At 33.6% G+C, this 19195-nt stretch carries 25 protein-coding genes; 8 read left to right on the top strand and 17 right to left on the bottom strand.

What is annotated here, in order from left to right; all coding sequences use genetic code 11:
* Positions 1-9: 9 nt before the first annotated feature.
* From LPC15_RS01555 to LPC15_RS01510, 11 genes are all read right to left on the bottom strand, one after another.
* Positions 10-606, bottom strand: a complete 597-nt coding sequence (locus LPC15_RS01555) for a HAMP domain-containing protein (protein ID WP_229234954.1) — start codon at positions 604-606, stop codon at positions 10-12.
* 133 nt (positions 607-739) lie between these two features.
* Positions 740-922 carry a hypothetical protein gene (locus LPC15_RS01550; RefSeq protein ID WP_229234953.1) on the bottom strand — a complete coding sequence of 61 codons (183 nt, stop codon included), beginning with the start codon at positions 920-922 and terminating at the stop codon, positions 740-742.
* Positions 923-1127: 205 nt separating this feature from the next.
* Positions 1128-1283 (bottom strand): 30S ribosomal protein S27ae, encoded by a 156-nt coding sequence (locus LPC15_RS01545; protein WP_229234952.1) that lies wholly within the window; start codon positions 1281-1283, stop codon positions 1128-1130.
* 2 nt (positions 1284-1285) lie between these two features.
* Positions 1286-1555, bottom strand: a complete 270-nt coding sequence (rps24e, locus tag LPC15_RS01540; protein ID WP_229234951.1) for a hypothetical protein — start codon at positions 1553-1555, stop codon at positions 1286-1288.
* A 6-nt stretch (positions 1556-1561) separates the two neighbouring features.
* Positions 1562-2113, bottom strand: coding sequence for a GTP-dependent dephospho-CoA kinase family protein (locus tag LPC15_RS01535; RefSeq protein WP_229234950.1), 552 nt, complete (start codon positions 2111-2113; stop codon positions 1562-1564).
* On the bottom strand, positions 2110-2289 hold the full coding sequence (gene spt4 / locus LPC15_RS06985; RefSeq protein WP_420709483.1) for a transcription elongation factor subunit Spt4: 180 nt from the start codon (positions 2287-2289) through the stop codon (positions 2110-2112). Before spt4 ends, LPC15_RS01535 begins: the two co-directional genes overlap by 4 nt.
* Entirely contained in the window at positions 2264-2836 is a 573-nt protein-coding gene (locus tag LPC15_RS01530) for a DNA-directed RNA polymerase (RefSeq protein ID WP_229234949.1), read from the bottom strand. The genes spt4 and LPC15_RS01530 overlap by 26 nt, the downstream gene beginning before the upstream one ends.
* 7 nt (positions 2837-2843) lie before the next feature.
* Positions 2844-3242, bottom strand: coding sequence for a PIN domain-containing protein (locus tag LPC15_RS01525; protein WP_229234948.1), 399 nt, complete (start codon positions 3240-3242; stop codon positions 2844-2846).
* A complete protein-coding gene (locus LPC15_RS01520) occupies positions 3239-4489 on the bottom strand; it encodes a translation initiation factor IF-2 subunit gamma (protein WP_229234947.1) in 1251 nt (416 codons plus the stop codon). Before LPC15_RS01520 ends, LPC15_RS01525 begins: the two co-directional genes overlap by 4 nt.
* A 40-nt stretch (positions 4490-4529) precedes the next feature.
* Complete coding sequence (gene map, locus LPC15_RS01515) at positions 4530-5417, bottom strand: type II methionyl aminopeptidase (protein ID WP_229234946.1); 888 nt, start codon at positions 5415-5417, stop codon at positions 4530-4532.
* Positions 5418-5427: 10 nt separating this feature from the next.
* Complete coding sequence (locus LPC15_RS01510) at positions 5428-6576, bottom strand: M24 family metallopeptidase (protein ID WP_229234945.1); 1149 nt, start codon at positions 6574-6576, stop codon at positions 5428-5430.
* Between the two features lie 111 nt (positions 6577-6687).
* Here LPC15_RS01510 and LPC15_RS01505 point away from each other — a divergent pair, with 111 nt between their 5' ends.
* Both LPC15_RS01505 and LPC15_RS01500 read left to right on the top strand, forming a co-directional pair.
* Positions 6688-7035 (top strand): SCP2 sterol-binding domain-containing protein, encoded by a 348-nt coding sequence (locus LPC15_RS01505; RefSeq protein WP_229234944.1) that lies wholly within the window; start codon positions 6688-6690, stop codon positions 7033-7035.
* 68 nt (positions 7036-7103) lie between these two features.
* Positions 7104-7520 (top strand): eCIS core domain-containing protein, encoded by a 417-nt coding sequence (locus LPC15_RS01500; RefSeq protein ID WP_229234943.1) that lies wholly within the window; start codon positions 7104-7106, stop codon positions 7518-7520.
* Positions 7521-7595: 75 nt separating this feature from the next.
* Here the strand turns inward: LPC15_RS01500 and LPC15_RS01495 are convergent, their stop codons facing one another.
* Positions 7596-7976: a hypothetical protein gene (locus tag LPC15_RS01495; RefSeq protein ID WP_229234942.1), complete on the bottom strand. Its 381-nt coding sequence runs from the start codon at positions 7974-7976 to the stop codon at positions 7596-7598.
* A gap of 57 nt (positions 7977-8033) precedes the next feature.
* Positions 8034-8333, bottom strand: a complete 300-nt coding sequence (locus LPC15_RS01490) for a ribonuclease P protein component 4 (RefSeq protein ID WP_229234941.1) — start codon at positions 8331-8333, stop codon at positions 8034-8036.
* Between the two features lie 187 nt (positions 8334-8520).
* On the opposite strand from LPC15_RS01490, the gene LPC15_RS01485 reads away from it, so the two are divergent.
* The 6 genes from LPC15_RS01485 (at position 8521) to LPC15_RS01460 (ending at position 15391) form a co-directional block, all read left to right on the top strand.
* Positions 8521-9294, top strand: coding sequence for a phosphosulfolactate synthase (locus tag LPC15_RS01485; RefSeq protein WP_229234940.1), 774 nt, complete (start codon positions 8521-8523; stop codon positions 9292-9294).
* On the top strand, positions 9272-9967 hold the full coding sequence (locus tag LPC15_RS01480; RefSeq protein ID WP_229234939.1) for a 2-phosphosulfolactate phosphatase: 696 nt from the start codon (positions 9272-9274) through the stop codon (positions 9965-9967). Before LPC15_RS01485 ends, LPC15_RS01480 begins: the two co-directional genes overlap by 23 nt.
* A gap of 15 nt (positions 9968-9982) precedes the next feature.
* Positions 9983-11167: a sulfopyruvate decarboxylase subunit alpha gene (gene comD / locus LPC15_RS01475; protein WP_229234938.1), complete on the top strand. Its 1185-nt coding sequence runs from the start codon at positions 9983-9985 to the stop codon at positions 11165-11167.
* A 278-nt stretch (positions 11168-11445) separates the two neighbouring features.
* Complete coding sequence (glyA, locus tag LPC15_RS01470; RefSeq protein ID WP_229234937.1) at positions 11446-12753, top strand: serine hydroxymethyltransferase; 1308 nt, start codon at positions 11446-11448, stop codon at positions 12751-12753.
* 73 nt (positions 12754-12826) lie between these two features.
* Positions 12827-14311, top strand: a complete 1485-nt coding sequence (gene serB / locus LPC15_RS01465; RefSeq protein WP_229235327.1) for a phosphoserine phosphatase SerB — start codon at positions 12827-12829, stop codon at positions 14309-14311.
* 6 nt (positions 14312-14317) lie between these two features.
* Positions 14318-15391 (top strand): DUF373 family protein, encoded by a 1074-nt coding sequence (locus LPC15_RS01460; protein WP_229234936.1) that lies wholly within the window; start codon positions 14318-14320, stop codon positions 15389-15391.
* A 31-nt stretch (positions 15392-15422) separates the two neighbouring features.
* Here the strand turns inward: LPC15_RS01460 and LPC15_RS01455 are convergent, their stop codons facing one another.
* From LPC15_RS01455 to LPC15_RS01440, 4 genes are all read right to left on the bottom strand, one after another.
* On the bottom strand, positions 15423-15974 hold the full coding sequence (locus LPC15_RS01455; protein ID WP_229234935.1) for a cysteine hydrolase family protein: 552 nt from the start codon (positions 15972-15974) through the stop codon (positions 15423-15425).
* Positions 15968-17242, bottom strand: a complete 1275-nt coding sequence (locus tag LPC15_RS01450) for a 3-isopropylmalate dehydratase large subunit (RefSeq protein WP_229234934.1) — start codon at positions 17240-17242, stop codon at positions 15968-15970. The genes LPC15_RS01455 and LPC15_RS01450 overlap by 7 nt, the downstream gene beginning before the upstream one ends.
* A gap of 14 nt (positions 17243-17256) precedes the next feature.
* Complete coding sequence (locus LPC15_RS01445; protein ID WP_229234933.1) at positions 17257-18237, bottom strand: hypothetical protein; 981 nt, start codon at positions 18235-18237, stop codon at positions 17257-17259.
* 80 nt (positions 18238-18317) lie between these two features.
* Positions 18318-19178 (bottom strand): DNA-methyltransferase, encoded by an 861-nt coding sequence (locus LPC15_RS01440; protein WP_229234932.1) that lies wholly within the window; start codon positions 19176-19178, stop codon positions 18318-18320.
* Positions 19179-19195 lie beyond the last annotated feature (17 nt).

Here is a 19195-nt window from a genome sequence, read left to right as displayed (position 1 = left end):
TCCAATCTGTCAATATTCACTACTGACAGCATTTAGATCAACCTCTGCTTTTAGATCTCCAGAAGCAACTGAAGAAAGAACAGAACCAAAAACAGAGATTGCTTCTTCAAGCTGTTCTATATTATTCTGAATTGTATCAATCATTCTGTTAAAGGTTTTTCCCACGGCATCAAACTTCGTTATATCAATTTCAAGTTCTATTCTCGAAGAAAGATCGCCTGCATCGATTTTCTTAGCAACATCCGAAATTTCAGTAACTGGTTTAACAATTCTAACAGATAAATAATGCTCGATAAAAAACGCTATTCCTACCGATATAGCAAGTGTAATAAGAGTAAAACCACCTATCAATTTCATAGGTTTAGTAAACTCATCAAGATTTATTGCACTGCCCACGATCAACTCTCTAGGCTCATAAAAATCATAAACGGTCACTTCATGATAGAATTCGCCAGCGACGGGATCTATCCAGGTAGATTCATAAACACCGCTCCGTGTATTAATCTCATGCTTAACTGTCTCAATAACTTTCTCGTCCGTGATTGTATCAAAGACATTTTTACCTTCCAGATCCAAGTATCGGTTTCCTATTTCGTTCCCCCTCAAGGTCCATTATCCAGATAAAGCCACTCTCCCCCTTATGCAAAGCTTCCTTGTAATTTCTTTCATCTCCAACTTCATATCCTATAAAAATATCCTTCACTAGCTTAAGAGCTTCCTGATCGCTTAATTTTCCCTCTTACTTCAACCTATCAATTGCATCCATTCCGTGAATAACTGCTTGAGTCCTTTCCTCAAGATCCTTCTTGCTGAGTTCTTCAACCATATCTGCCACATACATATAGACTGAAATTCCTACAGTTAATCCTGGGATAAGAGTAAAAATTACTACCAAGACTGTTATAACTGTTTTAATCTGCACAATATTTAATACAGTATTTAAAATATATAAATAATATTATAATTAAGAACCTAATAAATTAAAATTGCTTTTTATCCATCTTCTGGCAAAACTGAGTTACGTTTTATAGATGATTTATCAACAGAATGCCCCTTGATCTCTATGAGACGGCATTGTTACTTTGGTATTTGACTATGATATGTGCTTATTATTTATCCGACATTTTTTACTTATTTTTATATTCAGTATAACCGCATTTGCCGCAGGAAAATCTATCTTTATGCTCAGATAAAAAGACACCTTCTCCGCATCTAGGACATATCTTTTTAAGACGTTCTATCTTATTATCTTTTGTTATATTGTAATACTTATTTATAGCCATTATTATCTTTCCTCTGTCTTTGATCCTTCTATTCTTTTTAAGACATTTAAATCATCATATAGTTTTGCGTATCCTATAGTCTCACTCAGTCCTTTTCTTGATCTCAACGAAGAGATAACCAATAGTTGCTCGTTATCTATGTTCAATCGTGATGCTAATTTTTTAGCCATCTCATCCTTTTTAGGCGTTGGCCCATTTTGTTTTACCTTGAATTTGATCTCTTCTCTGCTTAATAACTTGTTTTTTTTCCTATCCAATAGCTCTATCTCCATTTTATCTCACCTACTCAGTAAATAATCTTTTAATTCAGAACCTTTCATAAGTTTTAATATACTCTTAACTCTCTCCTTTAAATCTTTATCTATCCTTACCAATACAACACCCTCATCTGGTTGACCATATAGAACGATAGAAGATATAGGTGCAAGAATGATAACAGGTATCACCGCTAGATCCTCTTCTCCTTCTACAATAATACCTGTCTTTTTATTTAATCCATCCTCGATCGCATCTACCAGATCTTTGGATATCATTGCAGGAGGATTTTTAACTTTAATGTATTTATACTCCTCTTTTTCCAAAATTTTATCTAGATTCTCTGATACCGACCCTCGTTTGGTACTTTCATCTATGATATAAAGATCCGGCGAAAGATCTGCCATGAACGAATAGTAAGAGGTAATATCACCTACTACTATTAATTTGGTATATTCTTTGATATCTTTCCTCACTTTAAAGATGCATTCAAGTTCTTCTCCAGCATCTCCTCTATATAAAATACCAAAAGGATCTTTTAATAACGGTCTAACCGATTCGGGTAACTCGATCATCTTACTCGGATAGCATACCTTCCAGGACTATCGATATTCAATTTTTTTGATATGTTAGATCTGGAAGGATCGATAATTATTAGATATCCTTGCCATTCATTACTTAAATCGGTTGAATGGCAAAAAGGACAGATATTACCCTCTATAATCCTATGACATATCTTGCATGCTGGCATCTTTTTCCAACTCTTCTTGTATCCATTCTAATTTTCCTAAATAGGGTTGTCTCATTGTTAAATTTATCTTTGTACTCCTTACATCGAATTCGTTTATGCTAACTGTTGTGATCCTCGCTCGAACGATATCTCTCACAGTAATAGACCTTTTGCTATCTTTCTCAATCAATCGGGCATTCTTCTCATCGTACGAAATGTAGCCACCCGAGATCTGACTAATATGTACAAGACCATCAAAGGGTCCTATATTCACAAAAATACCAAATTTCACGACATCTATGACCTCACCCTCTACGATCTCTTGCTCGAGCGGTTCGTATGCCAAGGCAGAAAACTTAACGTTGAAATATACCCCTGCATCACCAAACAATATATGCCCGTTATCTATATCTAAGATCTCATTTATCGTCAGTATCAATCCAGCGTTCTGTTCAATCCTCCCTTCCAACTTCTTTTTTAACTCTTCTTTAATTGCGGTCCTTGTATCACCATATATTCGATCTGGAGGGACTCTTATTGCGTCCAAGAGTATGAGCTTTTTATACATGTATAATCTATTCCTCTATTAAAAATTTTTTTTGTCTTAATCTAATCACTTTGATCCCTCTTTTTTTAAGATCTTCGATTAACTTTTTATCGTTAGTAGCAACAGCCCCAATATCATCTGCCAAATATAGTATGTCATCATCTGCGATTGCATTTTTCTTTAATTGTCCAAGTTCTATATCATCTTTTCTCTTTATAATTTTACAACGATCAGCCAAAGACATTGCTACATTCACTGACATGATCTCTTTTTTTCTCTTGTATTTTTTGCTTAATATTAAAAGTTCATGTATCACAGATTCTGTTGTGATAAATTCGGTATATCCTAACCTTATAAGCTCATCAAATATATCTATCTTATACTTGCCGGGTATCAAGAAGATATTGGTGTCCAATATGATTTTCATATCGGCAGGTTTTCATCATTTTTTAATCTACCTACGCCTATCAATCGCCATATCCCTGAAACTCTTTTACTTATCGCAATTCTAGAACCTTCTTCCGCACATACAGGTCTTTTTAATTCTACTTCCAATAAATTTTTTTTAACTTTTTGGACGATACCTACCGTTGTTGCGGTACCTACATTCAACATCAGAGGTTCGCCTATTTTAATATTTTCTACAATATGATCATCTTTGGATCCGATAACCCTATCAAAAAGCTCCGTTTCTATAGAAAATCTTTCCCATACAGGTGGTAATGTTCCAACCTCTCCTGCTACCTGACCAACAAGGGCATCGCTCTTGACTATGGCTGGATCAAGCATAGTAGATATACCTAACAATCCACCCGGAGTAGCCTCTTCTAATTGCATTTTATCAGACATAATCTTGCATATTTTCGTGCGTAAAGGTATCCATCTTCCTTTTCTACCGGATTTTAAAAAATACCCAGGCCTTATCTCAATCTCATCTCCACTTTTTAAAACACCAAAACTTAAAGATCCTCCAATAACACCACCAACTAGATCCTCTATTGGTTGACCTGGTCTATTAACATCGAACGATCTGGCTATAAACAATCTTGCCGAGGCATCAAGTCTACGTTGTGGGGTGGGAATATGTTCTTCTATCGCTTTGATTAGGTACTCTAAATTTATCTTTTGTTGTGCAGAGATCGGTATTATTGGAATATCTTTCGGAGAAAATCCCATGCTTGTTAAAAAACTTTTAATCTGTGTATAATTCTCGTAAACCTCCTTTTTAGATACCAAATCAATCTTATTTTGAGCAATGACTATGTTCTTTATACCAACGATACTGAGTGCCATTAGATGTTCCTCAGTCTGCAGTTGTGGACATGGCTCGTCTGCAGCTATAACCAAAAGAGCACCATCCATTATAGCAGCCCCGCAAAGCATCGTTGCCATCAATGTCTCGTGACCTGGGGCATCAACGAAAGAGACCGTTCTTGATTCAACAGTCGGTGATCCACATATAGGACAGTTTTCTTCGACAGTATATCCATCTTCACAATTTGGGCATTTTCTAAACGTTGCGTTTGCATACCCTAATCTTATAGATATTCCTCTTTTTATCTCTTCACTATGACGATCAGTCCAAGTATTGGTAAGCGCGTTAACAATAGTGGTCTTTCCGTGATCTACATGCCCTACCAATCCAATATTAACCGAAGGTTTACTCAATTCCAAAATACCTCCCGATTGCTTAAAAAATTAAGTAAGATCATATTTACAATATTCTTGTCGTTACCTCACAACCATCTTCTAACACGATCATAGTATGTTCCGCCTGCGCGACTAACCCTCCACTCTTCTCCTTTAAAAGATTAAAAGGATGTAATATACCTTCGTTTACTAATCTATTGATCAATGGATCGGAGGAAGAACTCAACCATCTTCTTGCAAAAGGTAACGTCTTGTATTTTTTCTCTATCTCATTCATTATCTGTCTCATACTCTCAAGCCTTACAGGTTTAGGCCTGATTAATTGATAAATCTCTATAGAACTGCTTTTTTTTGTTTTTCCGATACCATCTGTTGCGAATGGTTCTATAGCTATTACCTGCCCAGATTTTAAAATAACACCATCTTTAATGCGTTTGTTGGGTATGCTGGGATCAGCATGAGCATTGTATTGTTCTAAACCATGACCGGTCAGATCTGATACTGGTTTATACCCATAACTCGATATAGTCTCATCTATAACACGGGATATCTCTTTAGTGGTTATACCAGCACGAACAATCTTTATCGCCTCATTCAATGCATTTTCTGCAGATTTTTTTAAATCTTCCGCTTTTCCAGATAAATCTATCGTTACTGCCATATCTGCAATATAGCCATCTATATGTGCACCGGCATCTAACTTAACAACCTCATCGTTGAAGACGGTCTCTTCCTCCAAAGAAGGTGTTCTGTGCGCCGCCTCATCATTTAACGATAAATTACATGGAAAAGCCGGATTTGCCCCTTTTCTTTCAATTTCTTCTTCTAGAAACGTAGCTACTGATAAGAGTTTCTCACCAGGTTTAATTAATTTAACCGCATCGTTCACGACAGACGATAATATCTTGCCTGCCTCTCTGTATTTATCTAAAATCTCATCCTCCTCTTTCAATCAAATCACCCTATGGTATAACAAAATCTTTGCTTGCATTTGACAGGTTAACGAAACCTTCTTTTTTTATGAATACTATATCTTCTATTCTAATACCACCAATATTCTTATAATAAAGGCCGGGTTCTATCGTCACAACGTCTCCCTCGATCAAAAAATTGTCATTATCTCCTATAAATGGTGGCTCATGGATATCCAGACCAACTCCGTGCCCAGTGGTATGAATAAAACCTTCATTTATTTTTTTATTCTTTTTTATTGTATCGTATCCCAAAGATTCAAAATATTCACAGACGGATAGATGAATATCCCTACAACTCGCATTAGGTTTTAGCATTTTAAAAGCTATATTTTGAGCGTCTAATACCACGTTATACATCTCTATAAATCTATCGTCCGCCTCACCTTTTACAAAAGTTCTTGTCATATCTGAAAAATACCTTTCAGTCATTAATCTAGGAAAGATATCTATAACGATAGGTTTTCCACATTTTATGGGTCCTCTTCCGACAGAATGAGGATCGGCCGAATCTACACCAGAAGAACATATGAGTCCTTCGCAAAAGGCATCGTTATCTAAAAGTCTCTTCTCTATGACAGCTTTAATATATTCTGAAGTTAATCTGCTATGGTTATAATAAATATAATCTTTCTTGATAATTGATCGTTCTAATATTTTTTTAACAGTAATTAAAGCATCTTCTGCAGCTTTTTGTGCTTTTAAAATATATTCTACCTCCTGTTTTGTTTTTTTTCGTCTTATCATTTCAAATGGATTTTTTATTGTATCTATAGAGATGCCTTCTTTTTCTAATATCTTATACAAAAAAGATGGAAAATTCCTCATAACAGAGACGATATATATACCTTCTTCATGCAGAATGTCTGTTATCATCTTTCCGAATGCAACATCAGCATCTTTATATTTTTTAAATAATTCATCCAAGTTATAATTATTGTAGCTGCTTATTTTATCAAATTTCGCCTCTTTTTTTGCTCTATCTATCTCCATCTCAGGTAAATAGACAAATTTTCTCTTAAAATTGTTGGATACGATACATAAAAATGGATCGTTGGATAAAAATTTCGTCATATAATAAATATTTTGATCAGAGTAGCTACTTCCATAAAGAAGTAGAAAACCGTTCTCTCTTTTCATTTTATTTCTCAATTTTTATCTTTACAATATAATCTTTCTAATATAAAAAGGTTGAAGCTTATCAAAATCTATAAATAATAGTAGTTAAAAGATATTTAACAGGTGACTTAAATGAGTGAAGTAAAAGACATGATAAAAAAATTTGCAGATGCGGCTAACCAACTGGATGACGCAACAAAAGCATCTTTTAAAGGATGGGCAGGAAAGAGTATCGGTTTTGAGATAGATGGAGAACAGTTTTCGGTAGCATTTGATTCCGCAGGTACAAAGGCAGAGTTTGTTGATGGAAAGATAGAAAACCCGATCTTTACGGTAATTGCTGATGGCTCGTATTGGATAAAAGTAATGAAAGGAGAGGAAGATCCGATGAAAGGCTTTATGCAGAAGAAGTATTCTATAAAAGGAAACGTGATGCAATCGACAAAACTGGTGCCTCTCCTGAAAAAAATAAAATTATAAAGCAAGAAACGATCTAAAAAATTATTTACAATATTTTTTTAATTTTTTATATTAATTTTTAAGGCTATATGGGAAAGATTATTTCTGATGAGATAAAAGATTTGTTAAAACCCTTTTTTATCGACCTAGATCTAGACGAGATAGTTTTGATAGATGGGGTATCAATCTTTGCAGGATTGATATTAAAATTGTTTGATGCAAGTGCAATAACATTTGGTAAGAGGATTTATCTCTCCAAATCATTAAATCAAAACGATCCAAGTGCTATCCTTTTAATAGCTCATGAATTGGCTCATGTAGAACAATATAAAAAAAATGGCATGATTTTGTTCCTTTTGAGATATATAGGAGAGTTTATACGAAATTTAATAATTTATAAGAGCTTTATAATAGCATATCAAAGGATATCCTTTGAAGAGGAGGCATATAACAAGGAAGATGAGATATCGAATGCGATCATTAGATATGAAAATATTGGATTATAATTAAAAATTTTAAATGTTCAAATCAATAATAAGATTTTATAAAATAAATATTGATTAATATTGTTCCTATACCTTTTAAAAGATCAATATTAGATTTACCAGTTTTATATCTCTATTAGAGCCCTCATTGATTAATTTTATCTTTATTTTATCCGTTCCCCACAGACCGATAGAAGTACCAATTCTTGTTTTTGGTTTTTTAATACTCTTTCCAGTCTTTTTAGCATCAACTATCTCTTTTTTACCTATTCTTCTATTGCTGTCTATACGATAATATTGCACAAACTCTTCATTCTCGTGGTTATAAATATCGATTATAAATTTGTCATCCTGATCTTCCTCAATAAAATAATTAACTATTATAGACATCTCGTCAAAGTAAAACACATCTATAGGATCAGAAAAAACTTCGGAGTTCGGTTTTAGCAATATATTTTCAAATATAGTCAATTCCATCTTGATCATTCCATTTTGTAATATCTTTCAACTTTAATAATTAAAATAATTAACTTTCTATTTATATCTGTATCGCATATGATTACCACAGTTGAGACAAGTTACAACAGCATACCTTCCACGAAGCCTTACACGACAATTTACACTCGGAACTAAAAAGCTGTAACAATGATGACAAAACTTCCTCCGTTCTCTCTTATCCAATCGAACATTACATCTCATTGAAATGTTCCTTGCGATCTCTACATAACGATTTGCAAGAGACATAGATTGTGGATATATTTTTTCAGCCAGATTGAATAGTATTTCTATTCTTTGTTTAGCCATATCCTTTCTAAGTAATTTTTCGTATCTCATGGTCTGGTTTAACATTTATCGTTCTTGTCTTTTTATAATTATCCATTTTAATTAGAAATTTTTGATAATATACTGCAAAGTTGATCGTAATATGATCGCAATATATATAAGAATAAAATAAGATAAATTTAAATTTAAGATAGAGAAAAAACTTAAGAATCATTGTGAAATAGAAGATACCAACCTTATGAAAAAAGCTTTTGATTTTTTGGATAGTATTGATAGAGTGGAAAAACCGAGAAATAAAGGTATTACAATGGTATTAGATAAAGGGATGGGATTTAATGCCGCAAAAGATCTAATGGAGTATGCAGATTATATCGATATTATAAAACTTGGATGGGGTACTCCTAGATTTTGTTCTGAGGAAAAGATCAAAGAAAGGATAAAACTTTACACGAAGAATGGGATATTGGTGAGCAATGGAGGTACATTATTTGAGATAGCACATTCTTTAAACAAATTTGACCAATTCCTGAATTATGCAAAAAAAATTGGTCTTACTCTGTTAGAGATATCTTCTGGAATAACCGAGATCTCAAAAGAAGACAAAGAGAAGTATATTAAAAAAGCTAAAGAGTTGGAATTTAATGTATTCGCCGAGATTGGTAAAAAAGATCCAGAAAAAGATATAAAACTAACAATGAAACAAAGAATAGACGAAGCAAAGATGGATATAGAATTAGGTGTATCTAAAATTATAATAGAAGCAAGAGAGGGGGGAAAAGGGATAGGTGTATTCGACCAGAATGGAAATATAAAAGAGGATATGGTAAAAGATCTAGTAACAGGTATCGGGCTGGAAAACATCCTCTTTGAGGCACCGTTAAAGAATCAACAGGTATATTTTATCCTTAATTTTGGACCTGATGTAAATCTCGGTAACATAAGATCGGATGATATTCTTGGGTTGGAAACTTTGCGACGGGGGTTTAGGGGTGATACATTCGGCAGATTATGATGATAATTTATCGATAACGATAGGTTATCCTAAAAAAAATAGATTAAACGTGATTGTAGACGTTCTTAGGGCATCGAGTACTATAATCACAGCATTGGCAAATGAAATAGACGAGATAATATTTTTGGATAATGAGAAAGATTTGTTAAAATTAAAAAATGAAGGATTTTTGCTAGTTGGAGAATACAAAGGTTTAAAACTTCCAAAATTTGATATAAATAATTCTCCTGTCGAGCTGTTGGATGCGATAAGCAAAGGAAATTATACAAAAATTGCGTTAAAGACGACGAATACAACAAAGAAGCTGGCTAATACAGGTGGGATTTTCATATTTTCGTCTACGCTGAATATGTTTGCCACGGTCGATCTTTTATCTAGCCTTTATAAGGATGTTAAGATTAATTTAATGGCTGTCGGTGGAAGAAACGGATTTACAGAAGATTTATCGCTCGTATTTTCTATATATGCCTTTTTAAACGATGATATTTCAATAAATTACGAATTTTTAAAAGATTGCTTATCCAATTCTAAAAATGCAAGATATTTGAGTAGTATCGGATATTTAAAGGATATAGAGTTCATATCCAATATAAATATGTATGATATAGTTCCTATAATGGTAAATGGTGTTATAAAACGGTATGAAGATACGGATAAAGATTTTATAAGTTAAAGGTAAGAATAGAGTATGAAAGAAAATTTTTCCAATCTAAATGCAGAACGATATGTGATTCAGATATTGAAAGATGAGAGAATAGAATACGTTGCCACCTTACCATGCGAAAAAATCAAAAATTTGCTATGGCTTCTACCTTCTTTCTTCAAAGAGATAAAATTAACGAGAGAAGAGAACGGAATAGGGATATGTTCTGGGGTACATCTTGCAGGAGGGCGCTGCGCAATGGTAATTCAAAGTACAGGATTAGGCAACTCTATTAATGCTATTATGTCTCTCTGCAAGACTTATGAGATACCTTTGCCGATACTGGCAAGCTGGCGAGGTGTTTATAATGAGAAAATTCAAGCTCAAATACCGTTTGGGCGGGCTCTTCCAGCAATTTTAACTGCTGCAAATATACCTTACGAAACAATAAATAATATAAACGATATAGATAAGATTAAAGATGCTATAAGAGATGCGTATGATAATAATACACCGTATGTTACATTAATCTCCCCTAAAGTTTGGGAAGATTCTAAAAAAACTGATCTCGAGATGTTGAGTCTCAACAAAAGAGAGCAAAAACCTGAAAGAGAGATAAACGTATCACTTAATTACAAAAGTCGAGTAAAAAAACCCGAGATGACTCGGTATGATGCAATATCTATTTTATCCGAGTATTTTAATGAAAAACCGGTTGTATCTAATATAGGGATTCCTAGCAAAGAGTTATACTTTATCAAAGATCAGCCGACCAATTTTTATATGTTGGGGAGTTTAGGGCTTGCATCGAGTATTGGATTTGGTATTTCACTTTATTTGGATAGAGAGACTATATCTCTTGATGGAGATGGAAGCATTCTTATGAATCCTAACGCCTTGATAGATACTGCTAATTATCAGCCAAACTTAACAATATTTCTTTTGGATAATGGAGTACATGGATCTACTGGAGACCAGGTTACATCCGCATACAGTACCATAGATCTAGAGCTAGTAGCTAAATCTTTTGGTATTAAAAACACTTGGAAGGTTTCTACAAAAGATGATATTAATCTTGTTCTTAACGAATTAAAAGAGGTGAAAGGTGCAAAACTGGTCCATATTATCATAAAACCAGGTAATAAAGACGTACCTAATATTCCTTTGGATCCGGTAGCTATTAAAAAAAGGTTTATGAATAGGATTAATGAGATCTACCGGCAGAAATAAAAAGATTACTATAAAAGATAAGATCAAAAAATAAAAAAGCGTCCTTAAGGTATTCTTCCGAAAGGTTGACTCAAGTTTGCATAATTTCAAAATTATAGGCTTAATTTACGCATAGTTTGCTCTCCTTTTTTTGGCTATTTGAACCTTCTGTTCTAAATGTTGTGTCGACTATTTAAAACCTCTATATCAATCTATTTTTTGTATTCACCTAGAATTCAAAAAGTATATTTCAACACACTATATCAATGATAAAGTTTAAATTTACGTATTGTATCTCAATGATTAGGTGGATTAAGATCTTTGATAAAAATATCCAAGATATTCTGGATGCAGTAAATTCTCATCAATCATACTGGCGAGATGCCCTTCCGATGATCGCAAGCGAGAATATTACCAGCCCGCTTGCGAGATGTATGCTCATTACCGATCTATCACATAGATACGCAGAAGGCAAGGTCGGTCACAGGTTTTATCAAGGTTGCAGATACATCGATGAGATAGAATCAAAAACAATAGAGCTTAGTAAAGAACTTTTTAAAGCAGAATATGTGAATGTTCAGCCAATATCTGGAGTAAACGCGAACATATCTGCTTTTTTTGCTCTATCAAAACCAGGAGATAAGATTCTTTCATTAAAAGTATCTGATGGTGGTCATATAAGCCATGCAAAATATTCTGCTGCTGGTTTAAGAGGATTGAAAGTATATAATCATCCGTTTGATAACGAGAGAATGAATATAGATGAAGAAAAGATGGTAGATACAATATTAAAGGTAAGACCAAGAATAATACTCTTCGGAGCAAGCCTGTTTTTATTTCCTCATCCTGTTAAAGAGGCAGTAGAAGCTGCTAGAGAAGTAGGTGCAGATATTATTTATGATGCTGCACACGTATTAGGTCTGATTGCAGGGGGAAAATTTCAAGACCCTTTGAGAGAGGGAGCAGATATTATGACCGCATCGACACACAAGACTTTTCCAGGACCTCAGGGTGGAATAATTTTTTGCAAGAAAAAATATGCTAACGAGATCGATTTAGCCGTCTTTCCAGGTACTGTGAGTAACCACCATCTTCATCATCTGGCTGCGTTGGCTATAACAACTGCAGAGATGATAAATTTTGGCAAAGAGTATGCTGAGCAAGTTGTTAATAATGCAAAATATATTGCGAAAGATTTATATAATCGTGGATTTGATGTACTCTGTAAAAAGCATGGCTTTACCGAATCTCACCAGGTTGTTATAGATATTTCTTCTATATTTAGCGGGAAAGATGCGGCTACAAAGCTTGAAGATGCTGGTATTGTTGTGAATGCCAATTTGCTTCCAAAAGATGTCAACTCTAATGTAGATGACGTATCTGGTATAAGAATTGGTGTACAGGAGCTTACCCGTCTTGGTATGAGAGAGAAAGAGATGAAAATGGTGGCAGAATTTATAGAACGGGTGTTATTATTAGGAGAAAAACCTTCTATTCTTAAAGAAGAAGTAACAGAGATGAAGAAAAAATACCAAAATGTCTTTTATTGTTTCGATTTTGGTAAAGATAATGCTTATAGTTTTGATCTTTTTAAACTAAAGATATAATTATTGTGAGTTTTATTATGGTATTAGTCAAGATAATGTTAAAAATAAAAATGGGGGCGGTCATCAGTTGAGAATGATCGTATTTGACTTAGACGGAACTTTAATAGATGGCGAGATAATAAATGAGTTTGCTAAAATGGTTAATAAAGGAAAAGATGTTGCAGATATAACTAAAGAGGCGATGGACGGAGATACAAATTATGAGATAGCTCTTAAAAAAAGAGTAGGGATGTTAAAAGGTCTGAAAGAGGAGGATCTAATCAAGGCTATAAAAAACATTCCATTGATGCCTGGCGTAAAAGAGGTTATACAAGAGGCTAAAAAAGCAGATTATAAGGTAGCTATCATAACAGGTAGCTTTAAAATCGCTGCAGATTATTTTGGAAGGTTGTTAGGTGCAGATTATATCATATCTAACGATCTTATAATGAAAAACGGCGTTGTAACGGGGAAATTAAGACAGCCTATTGTTGGAGAGTTTAAAGATAGAATATTAGAAGATCTTTGTAAAAAAGAGGGAATATCTCCGGAAGAATGTATCGTTGTTGGAGATGGAGCAAACGATATAGAATTATTTAAGATAGCTGGTTTATCAATAGCGTTTAATGCTGTACCATCTTTGAATAAAGTAGCCGACATAATCATAAGAGACAAGAATCTAACTAAAATTATCCCTTTCTTAGAGAGAGAGCAGCAAAAAGTTATTGATAATTTAATTCAACATAAAAAAGCACTTGAAATTGAATTAGAAACTTTCAAACGAAAACGAGATCAATATAATGCCGAAAAAAGAATATATGCCGAAAAAAGAGACGAATTGAACAAAAGGAGAGTAGAATTATTAAAAAAGGCAAAAAATTTGAGAGAGGATAGAGATAAAGTCAATGATGAAGTACAGATGTATAAAAATAAAAAGTATGATCTGTTAAAGGAATTGAGCGTTGTTTCAAAAAAGATTGATAAATTTAAAAATGTAAATAATATGGATGGAAAGGATATTAATCAGATTAAAACAGAGATAGAACGGCTCAAATTTGAGCAACAGACAAGAGTCATGACAATTGAAAAAGAGCGAGGGGTAGTAAAGAGAATAAGTGAGCTAGAGAATGAATATTCACAAAGAAGAAAAGAGATAGAAGATAACGAAGAGCTAAAATCTTTATTAAGCAATTATAAAAACATTAAAAATGAACTGGATCAGTATAACAAGATTTTATCCGAAGATGTAAGCAAAGCACAGGAACTTCATCAAGAAATGATAACCTCTTTCAAGGAAGCAGAAGCTATACGAAACGAGGCGGACGTATTACACGATGCTTTTATCAATGCACAAAAGATGGCTGATTATTATCATCATAAATATATATCAGCCGAGAAGGATTTAAAAGATCTTGAGGAGATAATAAACTCTTTAAATAAAAAGAAAACTTATTCTAAAAAAGAACGTGAAAGATATAGAGCTAACAAAATTACAGAAAGTGTCTTTGAAAATTTCAAACGAGGAGAAAAGATTACCACAGACGATATTCTATTATTTCAGAGAAATTATTACGACTAAAAGATAATGAGCGTTGCGATTTTATGTATAGATCGTGATGACGATATAGGTATCAAGGCAGGGTTTAAAACACCTGTAATCGGAAGAGAGAACAACTTAATTCTTGCAGAGAGGTTAGGGCTCGCAGATCCAGAAGAGTCTGACTTAAATGCTTTATATGGGGCTATCAAGATCTATGATGAGCTGGTAAATGATGAAAAAGATGTAATATTGATTACGATAGCCGGTGATCAGGATGTTGGGTATAAATCAGATAAGAAGATAAAGGATCAGCTTGATAGTATATTAAAGGAATATGATATAGAAAGTGTTATTCTTGTCTCAGATGGGATAGAAGACGAGTTTATACTCCCTATAATAGAATCAAGGGTAAAAATAGATTATATAAAAAGAATTATTGTAAAACAGGCTAAAAATATAGAGAGTGCTTATTATATTCTGAAAAAACTTTTTATGGATCCAAAAATTACTAAAAGAGTTTTTGTTCCAATTGCTTTGATTTTGCTTGTTTATGGAATATCTCTATTATTTGGGAGACAAGAGCTTGCATTTGGAGGCGTGATCTGTGTATTGGCAATTTATATTTTATCTATAAATTATGGTTGGAGTGTATACTTTGAATCGTTTTGGAAATCTATAAGTGACTCTTTTATTGAGGGTAGGGTGCCATTCGTAATCTATGTTTTAGGCATTATACTATTTTTCATGGGATTGATTCAAGGCGCTATATCGACGATCGATATTTCAGGCAGTACTCTGCTTATTGTGATGATGTTCATCAGTTCTTCTATATGGTGGTTTGTCGTTGGTGCCATTTTTTTGATTATAGGAAGCATACTGGATTATTACTTTAAAGAAGGTAAATTTGGAAGAAAATTAGTATTTCCGTTTTTTGCTCTGGCTATAGGTATAATATTATGGGGTATGAGCAGATATATAATATTATTAGAAAATTATGGAAGTTATACTCAACCAACGGCACTAAAAATTCTGATTATATCGATCATTGGATGTTTATTAGTCTCAATTTTAGGAATAAAGCTATCTTTTTGGCTTGAGAATAAAAATATCATTAAATAGTGAAGTCTTTCCTTGAAACAAATTTTTATTCTTAATCAAATTTTAAACGGTCCGATGTTATTATCTCTGTATTGAAAACGTTTTTCATATGGTATAAGGCATATTTTTCCTCATAAGGTGATGGAGATTTAACACAGTCTGATAAGACTATGGTACGATATCCCAGCATAGAAGCGTCTGCTGTGGTATGAAGAACGCAGATATTTGCCATAACGCCCAATATCACAACATTCTTTATCCCTAACTCTCTCAAAAATAGGTCGAGATCTGTAGCATAGAAAGAACTGTATCTTCTCCCTTTTACTTCGTATTCATCTTCTTTCTTTGATAGTATCTCTATTATATCAGATCCCCATGTATCTTTAACACAATGTTCAGGCCAGATTTTAAACTCAGGATCATCCTTCCTATGCCAGTCTTTCGTAAATACTACAGTTACACCAGAATCTCTTGCCTTTTTTAATGCTCGTTTTACATTTTCTAATATACTTTCCACTTCATCTATATATAAAGCCCCACCTCTTTCACAGAAGTCGTTCTGCATATGTTCGACGATCATTGCCGTCTCGTTAGGGTTTAACATGATCTAAACCTCCTTGGATCTGTAATCTCACCTTTTATTGCTGAGACTGCAGCGACCGCCGGTGAACAGAGATATATCTCGGCATTAGCACTTCCTTGTCTGCCTCTAAAGTTTCTGTTAGACGTAGAAAGTCCCACTTCACCATCGCCTAAAAGCCCGAAGCTTCCACCAAAACAAGGTCCACAACAAGGTGCCTCAACCAACGCGCCCGCCTTTATAAACCGATTTATCAATCCTGTATCTAATAATTTTAGATACTCCGTTCGGGAAGCAGGAATTATTATAACTCTAACATTCTTGTTTATCTTATTATTACCCATCAGCTCAGATACTACTTTAAAATCTTCAAATCTACCGTTGGTACAAGATCCGATAAATATTTGATCTATCTTTGTCCCTTCCACCTCTTCGATGGGTTTAACATTATCCACGCTGTGTGGACAAGAGATCTGTGGAGATAGATCGGAGATATCAAATTCAAACCTTTTAAAATTGGCAGAATCATCTGTTTTATAATACGGATCCAGTTTAAAATTGCCCAAACGCTCTTGTATGTATCTCTCTGTTATCTTATCCGCAGCGATAATGCCTGATTTGCCACCCATCTCTATTACCATATTGCATATAGTCATCCTATCGCTGATGGTAAGCTCTTTTATCGTATCACCACAAAACTCTACTGTTTTGTACCTTGCCCCAGACGACCCCATCTTGCCGATTATATGCAGGATTATATCTTTAGAATAAACACCTTTTGGCATATTTCCCATCAGCTCTATTTGAAACGTCTCTGGAACTTTAAACCAGAGTTTTCCTGTTGCTAAAACAGCAGCCATATCTGTAGAACCAACACCTGTAGAAAATGCTCCTAGCGATCCATAAGCACATGTATGGCTATCTGCTCCTATTATTAGATCTCCAGGTTTTACATGGCCATGTTCAGGCATTACCTGATGGCATACTCCCTCTTTTATATCATAGTTTACGACACCTTGCTTTTTAGAAAAAGTTCTGAGCAATATATGATTTTCTGCTGCGTTCAAAGAGTCTGCAGGGGATTGATGATCGTATACAATGATTATCTTACCAGGGTCAAAAACCTTATCTGTTATTTTATAAAACGCCTTAACTGCCAGAGGTCCTGTTATATCATTCATCATAGCTTTATCAACCTTTGCATACACGAAATCTCCTGCAAAAACATCTGAATTACTAGCCCGGCTAAATATTTTCTCTGAAATTGTTTTTGGATCTTTTTTAGTAGTCATTTGATCTATTCCTTCTATAAAATCTTATGTTTGTTAAGTAATATATTAAAATTATTTATTTGTGCTTCTTTCTTTAAAACCTCAAACATTTCTTTCTGGGATTTATTCATATCCACAATTTTGAATGTCTCTGCTGTTGTAAGTTTTAATATTGGAATAGGAGTAAATTTTTCATTGCCAATTTTTACATCTTCAAGATTGGTAAAAAGAATCATCTTTAACAGCCCATCTTTAATATCCTCTAAAGATGGAAGTTTATTCTCTTTGGTATGTTTTGCATCAATCAGATAAATATTTTTATCGTATAACTCAACCTCATCAGAAGTAAAGTAATAATTTCCACCAAGATAATTGGTTATCGTTATTGTGCCTTTTATCCCTTCTAAATGTTCTTTGGGTTGTATTGTTACACTTTCCCTTTTTTGGGCCATTTTTGCGAGATTTCTGGATAACTCCATAAATGTATTTTTACCTTTTTTCAGTTCGGCTATTCTTTTTTCTGCTGATTCTTTTGAGTGCATCTCGACTCCTAATTTTTGAGAAATTTTAATGTAAGAATCTAATGCTTTCTTTCCAATTTCAGCAATATTATCAATTTGCGATAAATTCCAATGTAATGCATCAGATTGATAAGAAAGCAGTTCCTTTATCTGATTTTTCAAATAATCAATGTCAAATCTCTGTTCTGTTATCTTATTTTCATATCTTGATTTTTTGGTAGCATCGTTATAATAAGCAATTATTACATAAACACCGAGCAAACTCATTAACGAAACTGTATCCCATTGCAAAAAATCTCTATCACCATCTTTGCCTTCATCTTTGACGATCGGAATTATCGTTACCTTTTTACCAGCAAAAGATAATGAGTCATAAACTCTTGCATACGGATACGACCTTGTTCTTTTTGCAGATACCCACCAACTTACAGCGATTTGATTTTTATCGTCAATCTTTAGAATAAATGTTGCTTCTTTTGAGAGTGCTTTATCCAAATCGCTAAAATTGAAGGTATGCAACTTTCTACATAAAAGAGGAGTGTATTTTATGCCTTTGATTTTTGCAGTTATGCTATTCATTCTATCCATCCTTTCTCTCTTTCTATCAATTCAAAAGTATCATCATTTTTGAATAAACTTTGTTGCCCATTAAAACCGATTTTTTCTTTTATTATAGGAATTAGTGATTTTTTGATCTCAATTCCTATACTGTTTCTTCCTAATTGTCTGGCTACTTTCATAGTTGTTCCAGAACCAACGAATGGATCTAAAACAGTTTCATCCACATAAGAAAATAATTTTATGACCCTGTATGGCAATTCTTCTGGAAATGCCGCTATGTCCTTTTCTAAAACCTGATTTGGAAGAACATTCGTCATTTCCCACAAAGTCATATACCATTTTTTGTCTTGGATCTCTTTTATATCAACTTTTGATTTTTCTTTAATATCTTTAGGGACAGATTTGTAATCAAATTTACCTTTTTGAAAAATTATAATACTCTCCAAAAGATTATCCGGATAAAAATACATAGGATAGGGGTTTTGTAAAATAACACCGCTTCTTCTGCTAATTCTTAAATATCCCTCTGGCTTTTTCCAAATGATTCTATCTCTATATCTAAAACCTGCATTTTGAAAGATTTTTGTCGCATCTGCAACAATTGGAAATTTCTCACCATTAATTAACATATCATCAATGTTTAGAACGAAAATTCTTCCTTCCGCCAAAACTCTAAATAGTTCTTTTGAGACTCTTCGAAGAAGCTCTAAATATTGATCATAGTTTTTAAATAACTCCTTGTAATCAAAAGGAGCATTAAAGTAAGGTGGAGATGTTACGGCAAGATGGACGCTTTTGTCTTGAATTTCAGACATCTCCATACAGTTGCCGATTATTAGTTTATGATGTGTCCCCATATTTGTATCCTCTTTCATATGATACATATTCTTTG

It is taken from the genome of Candidatus Methanoliparum sp. LAM-1, from assembly GCF_020885915.1.
Classification (GTDB): domain Archaea; phylum Halobacteriota; class Methanoliparia; order Methanoliparales; family Methanoliparaceae; genus Methanoliparum; species Methanoliparum thermophilum.
This window is presented reverse-complemented; position numbering and strand designations above follow the sequence as displayed.